The following is a 16948-nucleotide window of genomic DNA, read 5'->3' on the forward strand; positions in this document are numbered from 1 at the left end:
GGCACGATCGGCCCAGAAATCCGGTTACCACTTTTGCGGATCATGCCCGTTATCTAACGGGTTCATCTTGTTCATGAAAGCGGGTAGTGGCAATCTGTTGCCACGAGAACAGGTCTCCCATGTCGAAATCGAGCGCCTCATCGCTCCCCTCCCTCAGCGTCCGCATCGACCTCGATGCCGAGGACCGGATCGGGCCGGGCAAGATCCTGCTGCTTGAGCGGATCAAGGAATGCGGCTCGATCTCCGCCGCCGGCCGCGCCATGGACATGAGCTACAAGCGTGCGTGGGACCTGGTCGACGAGATCAACCGCATCTGCCGGCAGGCGGCGGTGGAACGGCAGACCGGCGGCAAGAATGGCGGCGGCGCGGTGCTCACCCCGTTCGGCCTCTCCTTGGTGGCACGCTACCGCAAGATCGAGCGCGACGCGGCGAGCGCCGTGCGCAAGGATCTCGAGGCGCTGCGCAGCGATATCGGCAAGCCGAAGAAGGCCGCGGGGCGGTAAGGCAAAGACGGCGGCCAGGGGCGCGTTGCGAAAATATCGAAAACAACCCCATGCAAAGGAGCCGGCAGCCGGCCGGCACTCGACAACGCAACTTGACATGTCGGGCAACTCAGGGATAATCTTCTAATATTCCGAAATCATGCAGGCGTTGCGACGAGCGGCTTCCCTCCGCGGGCAAACCGCGCGTCGAGACCTGTACCCCTCACCCGGCAGGCGGCGGGGCGATCGCATATGGTGCGGACGAGCTTATCGGCTGGCTTACTTCGCCTCTCCCGCTTGCGGGGTCGAGACGAGCGAAGCTCGCTCTTAGGCCGACGCGCTAGAAGAGCGCGGCGGGTGGGGGCTCTCTCCACGCAGGGAATCCCGATGTGGAAGCACCCCCACCCCGCCCTCCCCCGCAAGCGGGCTCGGGCGCCCAGCGTCACTGCCCATATCACTCCAATCCATATGCGATTGCCCTGCCGCAGGCGAGGAGAGGTGAAAGCGAGCCCTAGCCGGTCTTGATCCAGACCGCCTTGACGTTGAGATATTCCTCGACGTGCTGCTTGCCGGACTCGCGGCCGTAGCCGCTCATCTTGTAGCCGCCGAACGGCACCGCGGGATCCATCGCCTGGTAGCAATTGACCCAGACCGAGCCGGCGCGCAGGGCCTTGGCGACCTGGTGCGCCTTGCTGACATTGGTGGTCCAGACACCCGAGCCGAGGCCGAAGGTGGTGGCGTTGGCGCGCTTGATCAGCTCGTCCGGATCCCTGAACGAGATCGCAGAGATCACCGGGCCGAAGATCTCCTCCTGCGCGATGCGCATGTTGTCCTGCACGTTGGCAAACACGGTCGGCTGCACGAAATAGCCCTTCGACAGCGCGCCCTCGGTGAGGCGACCGCCGCCGGCAAGCGCCTTGGCGCCTTCCTTCTGGCCAATGTCGAGATAGCTCGACACCCGGTCCATCTGCTGCTGCGACACCAGGGGGCCAATCTGGGTGTTGGGATCGAGGCCGTTGCCGACCTGCAGCTTCTTGCCGAACTCGGCGACGCGGCCGACGAATTCGTCATAGACCTTCTGCTCGACGAACAGCCGCGTGCCGGCGCTGCAGATCTGGCCGGAATTGGCGAACACCGCCATCGCCGCACCCGGCACCGCGGCGTCGAGATCGGCGTCGGCGAACACGATGTCCGGCGATTTGCCGCCGAGCTCGAGCGAGACGCGCTTGAGGTTGCCGGCCGAGGCGCGGATGATCGACTGGCCGGTGACGTGCGAGCCGGTGAAGGCGACCTTGTCGACATCCGGATGCGAGGCGAGCGCGGCGCCCGCGGTCTCGCCATAGCCCGGCACCACGTTGACGACGCCGGGCGGAATGCCGGCCTCCATGCAGAGCTCGCCGATGCGCAGGGAGGTCAGCGGCGATTCCTCGGCCGGCTTCAGCACCACGGTGCAGCCGGTCGCGATCGCCGGACCGATCTTCCAGATCGAGGCCGTCAACGGCCCGTTCCAGGGGATGATGGCGCCGACCACGCCGATCGGCTCCTTCAGCGTGTAGGAGAAGATTTCGCCGGGCAGCGAGTTCTCGATGGTCTCGCCGTGGATCGCGGTCGCCTGTCCCGCATAGTAGCGCAACATGCCGAGCGCGCGCAGGCGGTTGCCGCGGGTGCGGCTGATCGGTGCGCCCATGTCGAGCGTGTCGAGCTGGGACAGTTCCTCGAAATTGGCTTCGACGAGTTCGGCGAGCTTGAGCAGCATGTTCTGCCGCTCGAACGGCTTCACCTTGCTCCAGGGCCCTTCGAACGCGCGGCGCGCCGCCGCGACCGCGCGGTTGATGTCCTCGGCATCACCCTCGGCGACCGATGCGAGCAACTCGCCGGTCGCGGGATTGTGCGTCTCGAATTTCTTGCCGGAGGCGGCGTCGACCCATTTGCCGTCGATCAGCATCCTCTTGTAGGAACCATCGGCATAAGGATGGCGCGTGATCGGAATAGCCTGCGAAACAGCCATGTTTGCACTCCCTGTCAAATTGTCGGCTGAGGTCTTTTGGAAGCGTTATATGCCGAATTCTACAGCGCAGGCGCGAAACCGTAAAGTCGCGCGGTCGTTGAACAGTGTGTCGCGCATGAAAACCTCCCATGCGCCCGCGTGCATGGTACGATAGCGACTGAACCTCAGCCACATATGTGTCCGGAGACCACCGATGCCCCACCCTGTGATGTCAGCCAATCATGTTGCCGTGATCACCGGCGGTGCCTCCGGCATCGGACTTGCCGCCGCATTGCGGTTCGCGCAGGCCGGCATGAAGGTCTGCATCGCAGACCTCGGCGACGACCGGCTGAAGGCGGCTGCGACAAAACTGTCATCTGCGGCGCCGGGCGGCGCGGCTGATATCATGACGGCGGCGATCGACGTCAGCCGCGCGGACGAGGTGGCAAAGCTCGAAGCCGCGGTCGCGAAACAATTCGGCGGCACCGACATCCTGATGAACAATGCCGGCATCCAGCCCGGCAGTGCGATGTTCGGACCCGCGGACAATTGGCAGCGCATCCTTGGCGTCAATCTGTGGGGCGTGATCAACGGCACCCAGGCGTTCGCGCCTGACATGATCAAACGCGGCCGGCCGGGGCTGATCATCAACACCGGCTCCAAGCAGGGCATCACCACACCGCCGGGCGATCCCGCCTACAACGTCTCCAAGGCCGGCGTGAAGGCATTCACCGAGGCGCTGCAGCACGAACTGCGCAACACCGACGGCTGCAAGATATCGGCGCATCTCTTGATCCCGGGCTTCGTCTTCACCGGGCTGACCGCGCGCGGCCGCACCGAGAAGCCGGCCGGCGCCTGGACGGCGGAGCAGACCGTCGACTTCATGATCGAGCGCCTCGAAGCCGGCGATTTCTATATCCTCTGCCCCGATAACGACGTGCCGCGCGCGCTCGACGAACGCCGCATCCTGTGGGCCGCCGGCGACATCGTCGAGAACCGCCCGCCGCTGTCGCGCTGGCATCCGGATTACGGCGATGCATTCGCGGCGTTCGTGAAGGGGAAGTGATTTCGTGGGATGGGTGAAGCGCAGCGATACCCATCATGTCGCGGCTGATGCGATGGGTATCGCTTCGCTCCACCCATCCTGCGCACCTCCTCAATTCGCCCGCACGCGCACCGGCGCCTCTGGCTGCGCCACCAGCGCCTCGCCGAGCTCGCTCTGCTGGGCGCGCGGGATCGAGAAGCAGACGCTGAAGCCGTCCGAGGTCTTCAGCGTCATCATGCCCTGCGCCGGATCGGTCGACTGTTCGATCACCCAGGAATCCAGCGGATAGGCGTAGCGCAAGGTCTGGTCGCCGAAGCGGGTCTGCAGCGCCTTGCTGATCAGCCCGGGCAAAGTCATGACCAGCGCGCCGACCTGGTTGATCGACAGGCGGATGGTTGCGGGCTCGCCCTTGCCGTCCACGAAGCCCAGCGAAATGGCGCAGCCGTCGGACGCGACTTCGCAGCTGGTGAGCTCCTGGGTTTCGATCTGCATGCCGGCACTCCGGATCATCGTTATATTCCATTCAATATATCGCGAAGACGACCAGCGTCCAGCCCTTAAAAGTATAGTCGCGGCAGCCATCGGCAGAAGCGCGCGCGGCATTAGAATTGATTGAAGCCCGCCGCCCCCTGATTGACGCCGGGCGGGCGACCGCGAATAAATCAGCACAAGGCCAAGGCTGATTTTTCTTCGCGATTTTCCAGAGAATTCATTCGGTTCGGCAGTGCGCGCGCGTGCCCTGAATGGCCGTGGCGTCCACGCCGCAGTCGTGATATACAATATAATATAGCGAGGTCCGCGAAGGGCCCATTTGACCAGGCAAGGGCCTCGGCTTCCTGATCGAGCGCGCGCTCGGCGCCGACATTCCGGTCGTGATCGCGGTGTCGCGCGCGAGCTTTGCGGACTTGATCAAGTTCGCCGGCGGGATGAGCGTGAAGCTCGCCTGCGACCGCCACGCGCTGGATGCGTGGTAGCACAACGTCTCGCTGCGGACCGCGGCCAGGATCGCGCCGGATCACATCACGGTCTGCGAGGCGTTCAAGTAGAGTTGTTTCGTAGGATGGGTTAGCCGACTATGTCCGCCGTAGCTCAGCGAGCGAAGGCGGAAGGCGTAACCCACCTCTTCTCCCAACGCTGTACAAAGGCGGGTTATGCTTCGCTCACCCACCCTACACAAAGCTATCACCGTCATCCCCGCGCAAAAGCTTCGCCTTTGCGCGGGGATGACGGGATAACAGAACCGGACGCGTTAGGGGCTCGGTTACAGCGTTTCCTGCTTGTGGTCGCAATTCTTGCAGGTGAACTTGACGCGGGACTGGCCCTTTTCCGCCTGCACCCGATTCGGCGCTCCGCATTTCCCGCAAACGGCCTCGATCCGGGTCATGCCCTGCTTGATGACGAGGTTCCGCTTTTCCATGGTCTCGCGGATAAGGCGTTCAGCCTCCTCGCGCAGCGATTGCTTCGACATCATCTCCACCGGTCGTTGGTTAGCGGGCGGCGTCATAGCACGACCGCGTGAAGTTTTGACAGCGGGGATTGCAGCTTAATTTTCAGACAATGAGCCGGTCAACCGGCAACCGGAAATGCCGCGATTTCAACGGTTTTGATGGCCGGCCGATGCGGAACACGTTGACGAGGCGCAGATCAGCGCCGATGTTGCCGAGCTTTCGCAGCCGGTCGTTGAAATCAGGGTGATCGGCCAGCGCCGAAATCGGGCACGCCGCGAAACCGGCGCGATCGATCTCCAGCCAGACGCGGTAGAAATGCCGACCGGTCGTGAGTGGATCCTCACCGACGGGGCGGCAAAACAGCACGATCGCCGATGCCGACGCGGTCTTGGCGGCGTCGGCAAGCAACGAGGCGGCGAGGCCGAGACGATCGAGCGGCTTGAACAGGGCGCCGAGCACGTAGCGCGCGGCGGCGGCCTCGAGCGCATTCATGGCGAGCGCGTCGCGATTGAGCCCGTCCAGCAGATAATGCGGATGGCCGGGCGACAGCCGCATCCATGCGAGCAGCTCGGCCCGGTAGTCGTCGCCGCGAACAAAGGAGAATTCGGCGCAGTCGGCCCAGCCGACGATATCGGCAATCTTCCGGCGATCGGCAATGCAGATCACATCGTCGCGCGCGGCTGCCAGCTGCGCCAGCGCCGCCGCATCGTCAGCCGACGCCGCGAACTTGCCGCGCCACGACACGCGGCGTGCCACGAAATCCGCCAGCGGATCGGGCTCGGCTCCTTGCCTGATCGCAAACGAACAGAGCACGGAGAGTTGCGGCGACAGCGGCTGCTCGATCGTGGTCATGCCCGTGATTGCAAGGCCACGGCGGTTGAGCGCGAGGCTCATGCCCTCCAGCGCCGCGCCGTGCGACACCCGAACGTCATGCCCCGCGGGGTCGGCGACCGGCGCGCGCACGCCGGTCGCGTCGACCAGTGCCAGCCGCCCATCGCCGAGCAGGCGCCAGCGGGTCGGCTGGATGTTGTGGACGCTCGGCGCCAGCCGCGCCTCCGCGACCAGTTCGCGCAGCAAATCCGGCGTCAGCTCGCTCATGCCGCGGCCAGCCGCTTGCTGAACAGATGCAGCCGGTGCAGCGGCGTTGCGCCGGCCTTCTCGACCTGGCGCAGCGAGGGACCGTTGATGTCGGCGATCCAGGTGCCGCCCAGCGTGCGGTAGCCGGCGTCCTGCAACGCCAGCGCGGTGCGGTAGAGCATCGCGCCGTTGAGGCCGCGATTGTGCAGGTCGCGGCAGACCGACTGATAGATCAGCACCGCGCGCCTGTTCATGATGCGGTGCTGCACGAATTTGAACGGCGCCGTCAGCCCGACCCGGCCGCCGATCGCCTTGATCAGCGGATTGAGGTCGGGGATCGCGATGATCGCGCCGGCGGGCCGGCCGCGGTGATAGACCACGGTCGAAATCCGCTTGTCGATGATCCACATCATGTCGCCGGCCTGGAACAGATATTCGGCGGCGGTTGGCGGCACGAACATCGGATTGTCCGCAAAGCCGTCATTGAGGATCAGCCGCGCGTCCTCCAGCCGCACCTTGAAGGCGGAACGCTCGATCGGCTGCCAGACGAAATCCGGGTCAGCGAGCACCGCGCGCTGCTTGTCGCCGAGCAATTGCTCCGGCTTGCCGCCGTCGAGCGCGATCTCGAACGTCGTCATCGGGAAGGTCGCGGCATAGCCGGCGCGTTCGAGATGCTTCGCAATGTGCGGCGGCGACCACATCATGTCGGTGAACGGCGCATGGTCGAACCCGTCGGTCATCACGCCGATCTGCTGCATCGCCGTCAGATTGAAATTGCCGGCGACGCGGCTCATGCCGCGCGCCGATAGCCATTGCTCGGCGGCGCGCAGCAGCGCATCGGCCACCTCGACGTCGTCGATGCAATCGAAGAAGCCGAATGCACCGTGGCGGGTGCCGTGTTTGCGGTTGGACGCGTCGTGGATCGAGGCGGCGATGCGGCCGACCGGCCGGCCATCGCGATGCGCTGAAAATAGCGCATAGCGGCCATGGCCTTCGGTGACGAACGGGTTCCTTGCGGAATCGAACATCCGGTCGAAATCGCTCCACAGCGGCGGCACGTAGAGGCTGTCGGGTCCATAGGCGTTGAGCGCGGCGTCGAATGCCGCCCTGCGGTCGCCCTCGCGGATCTCTGATGTCATTTGGCCTCCGGGGTCAACGCCAGCAGCCGGCGTACCAGCGCCAGCGCGGTCTCAGTGGCGGGATCGGCCGCGGTGACGGGCACCGCGAGCACGATCAGGTCGAGCGGATCATGTCCGAGCACGATGACATGGGAGGCGTTGTTGGCCGAGATCAGCGAGACCATGCGCTCGGCCGCGGGAGCGGTCGGCGCCAGTCCCCATGGCGCATCCGACCGCCGCAGCACGCGCCGCGTCGACAGGAAGTCGTGCAGCAGCGGCGGATCGTAGAGCGCGAGCTCGTTCTCGCGAAAGCGCCGCGCGCTTTCGAAGATCGGATGCCGCGCCAGCTCGGCGATCAACTGCTCGCGGGTCTGCGCCGGCGATGCCGCGACCGAATTGAGCACGCCCGGCTCCTGCGATTCGAACAGCGCCCGCAGCGCGTCCGTCATCAATCCGATGGTCAGCACGCCGGCGATCGCAACCGCGACGAACCGGACCATCTGCGCGGCGTCGACGTCGGGCGCCATGAAGGCGGCGGCGAGGCCGAGCAGGCCCGAAGAGATCAACCGCAGCGCCATCATCGCAAGGCCGTGCCGGCGCGTCTCGGCGCCGCCGCCGGCGATCAGCATCACGGTCACGGTGAGCAGCGCGCCCAGCGCGCCGAGCCGCAGAGGGATATCGGGAAACAGCGTGCGGAAATCGGTCAGGATGAACGGGATCACGACCAGCGCGCCGACCGCCATGCGGCCGATGCTGCGGTTCTCCGCAGCCATCAGCGCGGCGCGATCCCGCGTCGCCAGCAGCAGGGCGCAAGTGGCGAAGCCCAGGAGCTGGAACAGCGCCAGCGCGATCGCGTAAGGCATCGCCAGCCGTTGCAGCCCGAACAGGCCACCGAGGCCGAGCAGGATGGCGCCTGCGAGCGCCGCCATCTTGACCGCGCGCGGCGCGTGGCGCCGCAGGATGCCTTCGGTGACGATCAGGGCGCCGAGCGGGACCAGCGAGGCCGGGATCACCGAGAGGCGGTCGAGCAGGCGGCTTCCGGTCCACCAGGCAAGACCGCGGTCGAGGAACAGGATCGCGATCACGCCGAGCGCGAGCAGCAGGCGGCGCGTCAGCGGGCTCCTCGGATCGCGCCGGTAGAACGTCATCATCGCCACGGCGAGCCCGATGGCGCCGCACAGATTGACGATGGAATCGGCGATCACCCCGGAGGTCATTTGCCGCCCGTCAACTCATCGATCGCCCGCCGCACCAGCGGACGCATCAGGGCGGCGACGAGCGCATTGCGCGGCTTCTCGATCGCGGGCCGATGCGGGTTGAGGAACCAGCCGCGGCAATCGGTGCCCGAGGTGCGGCCGAGGATCAGCGCGACCGCCTCATAGGCCATCAGCATGCCGGTCGAGATCACCATCGGCGCGAACGACATCCGGCTGCGGCGGCCGGCGGCGACTTCGCCGGCGATGGCGAGGTCGACATAATTGCGCGAGGAGGAGTGCAGCATCACGTGCTCGATCTCGGCACGCATCGCGGCGCGGCGGTCGTCCTCGGTGATGTCGGTCCAGTCCTTGCCGAGCGTGGGAAAGCCGAGGCGCTGCTCGGGCCGCGGATCGTGCGGGCGCACCACGATCACCGACGGCAGCGGCGACATGTAGGCGTCGATCACGGTTGCATCGGCGCGCTTCGCGGTCCGGTACAGATGAACGCCGGCGGCGATATCGTCCATGCCGTTGACGATGACCGGACACTGCGCGGCGATCCCGGCCAGCTCGCTGGTCCAGTTCTCGCCAAGCACCTCGATCTCGATGGTCGGATTGATGCGCCTTGCGGCTTCGGCGGCAACCGCCGCCTTTTCGCGCCCGACCTCGTCGGCGAAGGCGAACACCTGGCGATTGAGGTTGGAAACCTCGAAGCGGTCGATGTCGGCGATCACGAATTTGCCGACGCCGGCGCGCGCCAGCGCCATGAAGGCCGCGCCGCCCATGCCGCCGACACCGCAGACGAACACCCGCGCCTGACGCAGCAGCTGCTGCTCGTGCTCGTCGATGAAGCCGATATTGCGGCCGGTGAAGGAGTAGTAGTCGAAATTCATCGCGCGGCCCCGCCATCCTGCTTGCGCGGACGCAGCGTGCCGAAGGCGCGGCTGTCGTCCATCCAGTAGACCATCGGCAGCACCAGCCGCTGCAGCGCCAGCATCGCGGATGCCGCGAGCAGCGCCGGCAGCGAGCCCGAGGGCACCTCGCTCATGATGTAGCGGCGCGCGCCGGCGAGATCGATGCGGCCGATCTGCAGCACGTCGTCGCCCCGGCCGTAATCCAGCTCGCGCTCGCAGAATTCGTTGTAGATAGCGTTGCGATGTTTCGGAGCGATCTCGAAGGTCTTCTTCAGCGCGTCCGAGCCGCCGGTATAGGCGTTGGTGATGACCGAGCGCGCCTCGTCGAAGCCGGCCTCCTCGCCGACGCCGAACACCGCGCGATGCCTTGCCATGATGCCGCGCGCCAGCTGGAGATGCGCAAAGCTCTGTCGCGCGCCCGGCAGCGGCGACGGGTAGACGTCCGAGAAGGTGTCGCCGACCATGCCGACCACTGCCGGCACCTGGGTGACGTTGGAGATCCATTTCGGCCGCAGCCCGTCGCGGGCGAACAGCACCAGCGCGGTCAGGCCGTAGAGCACCCAGGAGAGCCCCTGCCCACGCACGTCGGGATCGACCATGACGAGGCCGAGATGGGTGACCTCGGCCGGCTCGCCGTCGAGCGGCACGTCCATCACCGACAGCGCGTTGAAGGCGATCGGCCGCCCGGTGTCTTCCTCCGAGATCAGCGTGACGACGGCGCGCGACAGCCGCTCGGGTTCGCCGGAGAAGATGCCGTAGGTCAGGCTTTCCTCGGGTAGCGTCTTGGCGGCGACGATGCGCAGCTGCTCGACCAGCGCGTCGAGCTCGTCCCTCGGCAGCGACAGGCCCGGCGATTCGACGATGCGGGTGCGCTGGCCGGCCTGGGTGCGCAAGCTAAGATCGATGGTCGGCTGCGACAGCGCCTTCAGCCAGAAGCCGCCATGGCTGCGCAGACCGTCAAAGGCGGCGCGCGCCCTGCCAAGGTGCTTGGCAAGGTGCTTGGCAAGGCTCTTGGCAAGGCTCTTGCTGCCGCGCGAAGCCGGCGTGGGATTGTCCGTGGACGCCATTTCTCTGTCCCTCGGGCGCGATCTCTGCACTCGCCCCTGTTAAGGAGCCATGAGCGCAACCTGACGCTGTTGGCCGCAGGGTAAACAAGGCCTTCCGGAAACGGAACAAAGTTGGTCCGGACGACGAAAGCGGCGGGTGAAACGCACCCGCCGCTTGGTTCGGGCTCCGGCTCGGGTCCCTCTCACGCCGCCTTGGAGACTTCCATCAGCAGGCGCTCGGCCTTGGCGTCCTCGATGCGGTTCACGAACTTGCTGCTCTCGTAATTGTCGCGCACTGTCTTGGTCAGCGTGACGCAGGTCTGGACCAGCATCACGATGCCCATCGCGAGATAGCCCTTCATCCAGAGATCGATCGGCAGGAAGAACACGCCGACGGCGACGAGGAAGGCGGAAGCCGCGAAGGACGCGTAGGTGAAGGTAACCCAGCTGCCGCTGTGGGGTTGGATGGTCTGGTTCATGGTAATCTCCTTGACGATAATTGGTTTGAAGTTGGCTTGGTTTCAGGCTTGAGGTTTCAGGCTTGGGATTTCAGGCTGGGGGCGGGCGCTTGGCTTTCAGCCGCGCCAGCACGTCGTCGGCGGTCGATTTCATGCGCGGGCCGAAGCCCTGCTCGGCGAGCTTCTCGGCGGTGGCCAGCGGTCCCGCGGCGGCGTCGATCTCGATCAACGCCTCGTCGGCGGCCTGGATCTCCATCTGCCGCTCGCGCAGCCGCTTCAGCGTCGCCTCCGCTTCCGGCAGCGTCGACTCGTAGGGGCGCGCCGCCTCGATGCCGCTCCGGCGCAGCGAACGCACCGCTTCCGATGCGCGGGCGAGGCGGCGGCCGCGATCGAGCTCGGCGATGCGCGCCTCGGCGTTGCCGACATGGCGCTTCAGCCGGGTGATCTCGGAGGCGAACAGCGCGCGTGCGGTCATTGCGGCGTCGCGCTCGGCTTCGAGATTGGCGATCGCCTGCGCGGCTTCGCGGGCGAGGTCTTCCCGGCCGCCCTCGAGTGCCGCCGACGCGCGCTGTTCGAGATCGGCGATCCGGGCGTTGGTGGCGTCGAGCCGCCGGCCCTCCTGCTGGTCGCCGGCGATCGCCAGCGCCAGTGTCCGCTTCGAGCGGTCGACGGCGGCGGCGGCATCGCGCACCTGCTGGTCGAGGATGACCAGCGCTGTCCGGTCTTGCAGTTCCTCCTCCGCTGCTGCCACGCTGCCGCGGAAAAGCGTCAAAACAGTTTTGAACATTTGGTCACTCCCTGTTATGAGCATCGCTCATGAATCTCTTGTACCACATAATGAGCAACGCTCAAGAATTATTTGAGCATTGCTCAAGACGATGGTTAACGAAGGATCAAAGATGTCCAAGGCATTGGAACGACGAGCAAAACTGCGGGAAGCGCTGATCGAGGCGGCGGAACGGGCGATTGCGGCAAAGGGTCTCGGCGGCCTGAAAACCCGCGAACTGGCCCAGGAAATCGGCGTCGCCAATGGCGGCGTCTACAACCTGGTCGAGGATGTCGACGAGCTGATCCTGCGCGTCGGCTCGCGCACGCTGGCGCGGCTCGATGCGTCGCTGTCGCTGGCCGAAATCGGCGGGGCCGCGGCGCCGCGCGAGATGCTGGTGCGGATCGCGGTCGCCTATTGCGACTTCGCCGCCGACAATCTCGAACTGTGGCGCGCGCTGTTCGAGCATCGCATGCAGCCCGGCAAGCCGGTGCCGGAATGGGCGATCACCGAGCAGATGGAATTGTTCCGCCACATCTACAAGCCGCTCGCCGTGCTGTTTCCGCAGCGTTCGCCGGCGCAACTCGGCGTCACCGCGCGCAGCCTGTTCTCCGCGGTGCATGGCATGGTCGCGCTCGGGCTCGAGCACAAGCTGATCGCGGTGCCGATCGGCGCATTGCGCAGCGAGATCGCAACGTTGACGCGCGCGATGGTCGACGGGCTGACGGCGAGGAAGGAATAGGATTTCCGGATGCGCCCCTCGCTTCACGGCTCCATCGTGTAGGCGCGCCCGGGCTCGAGTGCGTAGATGGTCAGGAAGCGCAGCGGCCGGTCCGGATCGCAATTGCGAAACAGCGTGTGCGGAACGTCCGGTCGATCCTGCAAGGTCTCGCCTGCCCGATATTGGCGCGGCGCCTCATCGCCATAGGCGGACTCGGCAACGCCTTCGACGATGAAGACCACGCCGCCAACGGGGTGGCGGTGCAGCGGAGCGACCCCGCCGGGCGGATAGGTCACCTCGGCAACGACAAGCTCGCGATCATCGCCGGGCAAAGCGAGACGCTCGAGGGTCCTGCGGGTGACGCCGGCAAATCCGGCTTGTTGAGCGTTTGCCTGACCGTCGCTGCTTTCAGCCATTGGAACCTCTTGTCTGCCACGCGAGCCGTCGTGCCGACGACTATGGGCGCCTCGCCGAGGCAACAAGATGTCGGATCGCCGATTCAACGCCCCGCCGTGCACATGAGCCGAAGTCCTTGCCACCCCTCCCCCGACGTTGCAGGATTCCCGGGCCGAGAACCTTCAGCAATGGGCCTTGCATGAAAACGAGTATCGTCACGACACGGTTGTCGACGGCAGCCGCTTTGGCGTTCATCCTTGCGGCATCAAGTGTCGTGCCAGCGTCTTTGGCGCAGCCCGTGCCGGAATGCTCGATGTCGGTGACGTTGGCGGATTGGGGCGAGAATTCGACCGGCGATATCGACGTCGCGTCAGGCCAAAGCTGCCAGATCCCGATCGGAATCCGCGGCACGGTGACGGACTCGTCGATCTCGCAAAAGCCGGCCTACGGCAAGCTGAAGAAGATCAACGCATCGACCTTCGAATACAAGGCGAAGGCCAAATACAAGGGCAGCGACACCTTTGCCATCAAGGCAACGGGCCAGGGGCCGAAGGCATCCGGAACCTCGGTCATCACCGTGCACGCGACGATCAAGTAACCGCCGGCGCATCATCGCAGTGGAGTGGCGCGCGCCGCACAACAGGGCGCGCGGCCACTGCAGCGGTATCAGGCCGGCCGCGCGCCGATGCGGATGATCGACCCGACATGCTGGCCGCGCAGCGCCGCGGTGAGCCGGCCGGGAACGAGGCCGTTCACGACCTGCACGCGTTCGATATGCCGCGCATTGGCCATCACCTCGAGCGGCGCGGGATCGAACGGCAGCGTGCCCTTCAGCTTCGCAAGGTCGGCGAGGCTGGCCTCGCGCAGCAGCTGTGCCTCCTTGCCCTCGGGACCGTTTGGATCGTCGGTGTAGACGCCGTCGACGTCCTCGACGATCGTCAGGCCGGCGGCGCCGAGCGCATCGGCAATCCGGAACGCGCCGGTGTCGGCGCGATGCAACGGGATGCGCGAGACCGGGAATTCACGATGGTGATAGGGCGGAAACGCGCTGCCCACGACAGCGCGGGCCGCGGAGAGATGGATCGCAAGCTGGCTCGCGATGGTCGGATGCTCGATATAGGACACGCCCTCCGGCGCGAGCGAGCCGACCGGCAGGCCGAGATCGAGGCCGACGCTGTAGAGATGGCGGGCGCGGATGCCGGCGCCGGTCAGAATCAGCAGGCGGTGCTCGGGCAGCAGTGAACGCAACTCGGCGACGATCGGCAGGATCGCTTCATGGCCGCGATCCATGATGGAGCGGCCGCCGATCTTCACCACCTGCACCCAGGGCAGCAGCGGGATCGGGCGGCCGCCGGCAACGGGACGGGTGAGATCGCTGTCGAGCAGGGTCTGGCGCGCAAGCGGCGAAGCGACGTGCTTGATGGTGTCATCCATGGTCGTGTCCCTGCTCAGTTCGCGGTGATGATGGTGCCGACATGCTCGCCCGCAAGCGCGCGGGTGAGATTACCGGGGACGAGGCCATTGATGACCTGCACCTGGCGGACATGGCGCGCGGTGGCGAGCAGATCGAGCATCGGGAATTCGAGGATCGAATCCTGCAATCCCTTGGCCTTCATCTCGGCGACCGAGATCTTCGGAATGAAGGTCGCGTCCTTCGAGGTCTTCGGATTCGCGGTGTAGAGACCGTACTCGTCCTTGGCATAGAGCATCGCCTTGCAGCCGAACTGTTCGGCGACCAGGAAGCATCCGGCGTCGGTGCGATAGGGCGGGATCATGCCCTCGGCTGCCGGTCGCATCCAGAGGCCGTAGGATCGGTCAACGATCGCTGCATCAGCAGCGCCTCAAGCTACGCCGTCGTGTTCGCCATGAGAACGTTCCTTATTTCCAATGTGCCGCGCATTGTCCCTTTGGTCTTCCGCGGCGCCTCGGCAGAGACCATCGCCAATGGTGCCGGGGAGTGCGTGTCGCGACACGCGATGCGAGGCCGTTCGCAACCGGGGTCTAGGACACTTTGCCGCAGGCGACTAAACCGATGGGCGTGACACCCATCATAGATGCTGCATTCAAATTCTGCGATCCTGAATTTGATATTAACGATTTCTTTAGCGCTGATCTCAGCCGAACGACACTTGACCAGGACCGGCCCGCCTCACGGGCCAAATTGATTGCCTTGCACCTTGCAAATTAGCCGGTTTCGACCGGCGCACCCCACGAGGACGCAAACCATGGCCAATTCCGCACCGGTCGTCACGATTGGCAACCACAGCCTGTTGTACAATCAGTGGCAAAAGATGCAGCCGTGGCTCACTTATGCCGACTCCGACGGCAATCCCGCGCAGAAATTTCAGTTCTGGGATGGCGGCTCGGCTGCGAACAGCGCCTATTTCTGGACTTCCACCAACGACCATTGGGCCGCCAACACGACGATCGAAGTTGCGGCGTCCGACCTCTCCGATGTGTGGGTGCGTGCCGGTGCAGTCGGCGGCACAGAGACACTGTGGGTACGCGCCTTCGACGGGACCGATTGGGGCAACTGGACGTCTTTCACGCTCACGACGATTCCAAACACTGCGCCGGTCGTCACGGTCCCCGACGTGCAGCTGCACACCAATACATGGACGCAAGCCACGAACTGGCTGACCTACTCCGATGCCAATGGGGATGCAGCCACCAAATACCAGTTCTGGGACGCCGGCACCTCCGCGACCAGCGCCTATTTCTGGACTTCCACCAATGACCATTGGGCTGCCAACACGACGATCGAAGTTGCGGCCGCCGATCTGGCCGATGTCTGGATCAAGGGCGGCTCGACAACCGGTTCCGAGACGTTCTGGGTCAGAGCGTTCGACGGAACGAACTGGAGCAACTGGGACAGCTTCACGCTGACGTCGGCCAACACCCCGCCCGTCGTGACAGCCAACGATCATTCCGTACATATCGATCAATGGGTCACCGTCGACAACTGGTTGACCACGACCGATGCCGATGGCGACGCGATCACGAAGTACCAATTCTGGGATAGCGGCACCGCCGCAACCAGCGGCTATTTCTGGACCCCCGACAATTCCCACTGGGCTGCCAACACGACGATCGACGTTTCGGCTGCGGACCTCGCCAATGTCTGGATTCATGGCGGCTCGACAACCGGTTCCGAGACGATGTGGGTAAGGGGATTCGACGGAACGGAGTGGAGCAATTGGGACACATTCACCGTGACGTCGACGCCGAACACGGTGCCGGTCGCGACGATCAACGACCAGTCGCTGCACGTCAATCAATGGGTCAAACCGCAAGGCTGGCTCACTGCCACCGATGCCGAAAGTGACACGATCACCAAATACCAGTTCTGGGACGGCGGCGCGGGCGCGACCAGCGCCTATTTCTGGACGCCCGACAATTCACACTGGGCCGCCAACACGACGATCGACGTTTCGGCTGCCGATCTCGCCAATGTTTGGATCCGTGGCGGCTCGACAACCGGTTCCGAGACGATGTGGGTAAGGGCATTCGACGGCACCGCCTGGAGCAATTGGGACAGCTTTAATCTGACGTCGACCAATACGGCTCCGACCGCGACGATCAACGATCATACGCTGAACGCCGCGCAATGGGCGCAGCTCGTCAACTGGACGACGGCATCCGACGCCGACGGCGATGCAATCACCCAATACCAGTTCTGGGACGGTGGCGGGGCTGCGACCAGCGCCTATTTCTGGACGCCCGACAATTCGCACTGGGCGTCCAGCACAGTCATCGACGTCTCGGCGTCCGACCTCGCCAATGTATGGGTGCGAGGTGGCACCGCGGCCGGTACCGATTCCATGTTTGTACGCGCTTTCGACGGAACGAGCTGGAGTGCCTGGGACAGCTTTACCGTGACCAGTCTGGCAAACCACGCCCCCGATGCCTCGATCAGCAACCAGACCTTGCACGTCAACGAGTGGAGCCAGGTCGGCAACCTGGTGTCCTATCCCGACGCTGACGCAAATCCCGCGGCCGCCTATCAATTTTGGGATGGCGGCGGCAACGCCGACAGCGGCTACTTCTGGACCTCTGCGAATTCCCATTGGGCAGCCAGCACGGTGATCGACGTCAATGCCGCCGACCTCGATGATGTCTGGATGCGTGGCGGCGCCACCACCGGCACTGAAACAATGTATGTGCGCGCGTACGATGGCATTGACTGGAGTGCGTGGCACGCGTTCACGCTCTCGACCATCGTCTAGCTGCTCCGGCGTGACGTGCGGACACATGTCGGCGAAGGCGAACATGGCGGCGCCGCGTCACGCCGGCG

At 65.2% G+C, this 16948-nt stretch carries 17 protein-coding genes and 2 pseudogenes; 6 read left to right on the forward strand and 13 right to left on the reverse strand.

Going from position 1 to position 16948, the window contains the following annotated elements; genetic code table 11:
* The first annotated feature begins 119 nt into the window (after positions 1 to 119).
* Positions 120 to 503, forward strand: a complete 384-nt coding sequence (locus tag E2I15_RS25090) for a winged helix-turn-helix domain-containing protein (protein WP_016846469.1) — start codon at positions 120 to 122, stop codon at positions 501 to 503.
* A 490-nt stretch (positions 504 to 993) separates the two neighbouring features.
* On the opposite strand, the gene E2I15_RS25095 is transcribed toward E2I15_RS25090, so the two are convergent.
* Entirely contained in the window at positions 994 to 2490 is a 1497-nt protein-coding gene (locus E2I15_RS25095; RefSeq protein ID WP_137476958.1) for an aldehyde dehydrogenase family protein, read from the reverse strand.
* A gap of 193 nt (positions 2491 to 2683) precedes the next feature.
* Here E2I15_RS25095 and E2I15_RS25100 point away from each other — a divergent pair, with 193 nt between their 5' ends.
* On the forward strand, positions 2684 to 3535 hold the full coding sequence (locus E2I15_RS25100; protein ID WP_137476957.1) for an SDR family NAD(P)-dependent oxidoreductase: 852 nt from the start codon (positions 2684 to 2686) through the stop codon (positions 3533 to 3535).
* A 90-nt stretch (positions 3536 to 3625) separates the two neighbouring features.
* Here the strand turns inward: E2I15_RS25100 and E2I15_RS25105 are convergent, their stop codons facing one another.
* Entirely contained in the window at positions 3626 to 4006 is a 381-nt protein-coding gene (locus E2I15_RS25105) for a hypothetical protein (RefSeq protein WP_137476956.1), read from the reverse strand.
* Between the two features lie 338 nt (positions 4007 to 4344).
* Between E2I15_RS25105 and E2I15_RS39725 the strand changes: the two are divergent.
* Positions 4345 to 4488 (forward strand): annotated as a pseudogene (locus E2I15_RS39725) (DUF2478 domain-containing protein); the annotation flags it as partial.
* 287 nt (positions 4489 to 4775) lie between these two features.
* Here E2I15_RS39725 and E2I15_RS25115 read toward each other — a convergent pair.
* The 8 genes from E2I15_RS25115 to E2I15_RS25150 form a co-directional block, all read right to left on the reverse strand.
* Positions 4776 to 4982 (reverse strand): hypothetical protein, encoded by a 207-nt coding sequence (locus tag E2I15_RS25115; protein WP_038376311.1) that lies wholly within the window; start codon positions 4980 to 4982, stop codon positions 4776 to 4778.
* Between the two features lie 82 nt (positions 4983 to 5064).
* A complete protein-coding gene (locus tag E2I15_RS25120; protein WP_137476955.1) occupies positions 5065 to 6060 on the reverse strand; it encodes a nitroreductase family protein in 996 nt (331 codons plus the stop codon).
* Entirely contained in the window at positions 6057 to 7178 is a 1122-nt protein-coding gene (locus E2I15_RS25125) for a GNAT family N-acetyltransferase (protein ID WP_137476954.1), read from the reverse strand. The genes E2I15_RS25120 and E2I15_RS25125 overlap by 4 nt, the downstream gene beginning before the upstream one ends.
* Complete coding sequence (locus tag E2I15_RS25130) at positions 7175 to 8374, reverse strand: hypothetical protein (protein ID WP_137476953.1); 1200 nt, start codon at positions 8372 to 8374, stop codon at positions 7175 to 7177. Before E2I15_RS25130 ends, E2I15_RS25125 begins: the two co-directional genes overlap by 4 nt.
* Positions 8371 to 9246, reverse strand: coding sequence for a HesA/MoeB/ThiF family protein (locus E2I15_RS25135; protein WP_137476952.1), 876 nt, complete (start codon positions 9244 to 9246; stop codon positions 8371 to 8373). The genes E2I15_RS25130 and E2I15_RS25135 overlap by 4 nt, the downstream gene beginning before the upstream one ends.
* Positions 9243 to 10334 (reverse strand): GNAT family N-acetyltransferase, encoded by a 1092-nt coding sequence (locus E2I15_RS25140; protein ID WP_210241862.1) that lies wholly within the window; start codon positions 10332 to 10334, stop codon positions 9243 to 9245. The genes E2I15_RS25135 and E2I15_RS25140 overlap by 4 nt, the downstream gene beginning before the upstream one ends.
* A gap of 182 nt (positions 10335 to 10516) precedes the next feature.
* Positions 10517 to 10792, reverse strand: coding sequence for a YiaA/YiaB family inner membrane protein (locus tag E2I15_RS25145; protein ID WP_137476951.1), 276 nt, complete (start codon positions 10790 to 10792; stop codon positions 10517 to 10519).
* Between the two features lie 70 nt (positions 10793 to 10862).
* Complete coding sequence (locus E2I15_RS25150) at positions 10863 to 11558, reverse strand: PspA/IM30 family protein (RefSeq protein ID WP_137476950.1); 696 nt, start codon at positions 11556 to 11558, stop codon at positions 10863 to 10865.
* A 112-nt stretch (positions 11559 to 11670) separates the two neighbouring features.
* Here E2I15_RS25150 and E2I15_RS25155 point away from each other — a divergent pair, with 112 nt between their 5' ends.
* On the forward strand, positions 11671 to 12279 hold the full coding sequence (locus tag E2I15_RS25155) for a TetR/AcrR family transcriptional regulator (RefSeq protein WP_137476949.1): 609 nt from the start codon (positions 11671 to 11673) through the stop codon (positions 12277 to 12279).
* A 23-nt stretch (positions 12280 to 12302) separates the two neighbouring features.
* Here the strand turns inward: E2I15_RS25155 and E2I15_RS25160 are convergent, their stop codons facing one another.
* Positions 12303 to 12674, reverse strand: a complete 372-nt coding sequence (locus tag E2I15_RS25160) for a cupin domain-containing protein (RefSeq protein ID WP_137476948.1) — start codon at positions 12672 to 12674, stop codon at positions 12303 to 12305.
* A gap of 293 nt (positions 12675 to 12967) precedes the next feature.
* Here E2I15_RS25160 and E2I15_RS25165 point away from each other — a divergent pair, with 293 nt between their 5' ends.
* Complete coding sequence (locus E2I15_RS25165; protein ID WP_137476947.1) at positions 12968 to 13252, forward strand: hypothetical protein; 285 nt, start codon at positions 12968 to 12970, stop codon at positions 13250 to 13252.
* A gap of 68 nt (positions 13253 to 13320) precedes the next feature.
* Here the strand turns inward: E2I15_RS25165 and E2I15_RS25170 are convergent, their stop codons facing one another.
* Both E2I15_RS25170 and E2I15_RS25175 read right to left on the reverse strand, forming a co-directional pair.
* A complete protein-coding gene (locus E2I15_RS25170; RefSeq protein ID WP_137476946.1) occupies positions 13321 to 14088 on the reverse strand; it encodes an amino acid kinase family protein in 768 nt (255 codons plus the stop codon).
* A 14-nt stretch (positions 14089 to 14102) separates the two neighbouring features.
* Positions 14103 to 14462, reverse strand: a pseudogene (locus E2I15_RS25175) (amino acid kinase family protein); the annotation flags it as partial.
* A gap of 417 nt (positions 14463 to 14879) precedes the next feature.
* Between E2I15_RS25175 and E2I15_RS25180 the strand changes: the two are divergent.
* Positions 14880 to 16880: a hypothetical protein gene (locus E2I15_RS25180; protein WP_246667918.1), complete on the forward strand. Its 2001-nt coding sequence runs from the start codon at positions 14880 to 14882 to the stop codon at positions 16878 to 16880.
* The last annotated feature ends 68 nt before the right edge of the window (positions 16881 to 16948 follow it).

It is taken from the genome of Bradyrhizobium sp. BR2003, assembly GCF_009720285.1.
Lineage (GTDB): Bacteria > Pseudomonadota > Alphaproteobacteria > Rhizobiales > Xanthobacteraceae > Bradyrhizobium > Bradyrhizobium elkanii.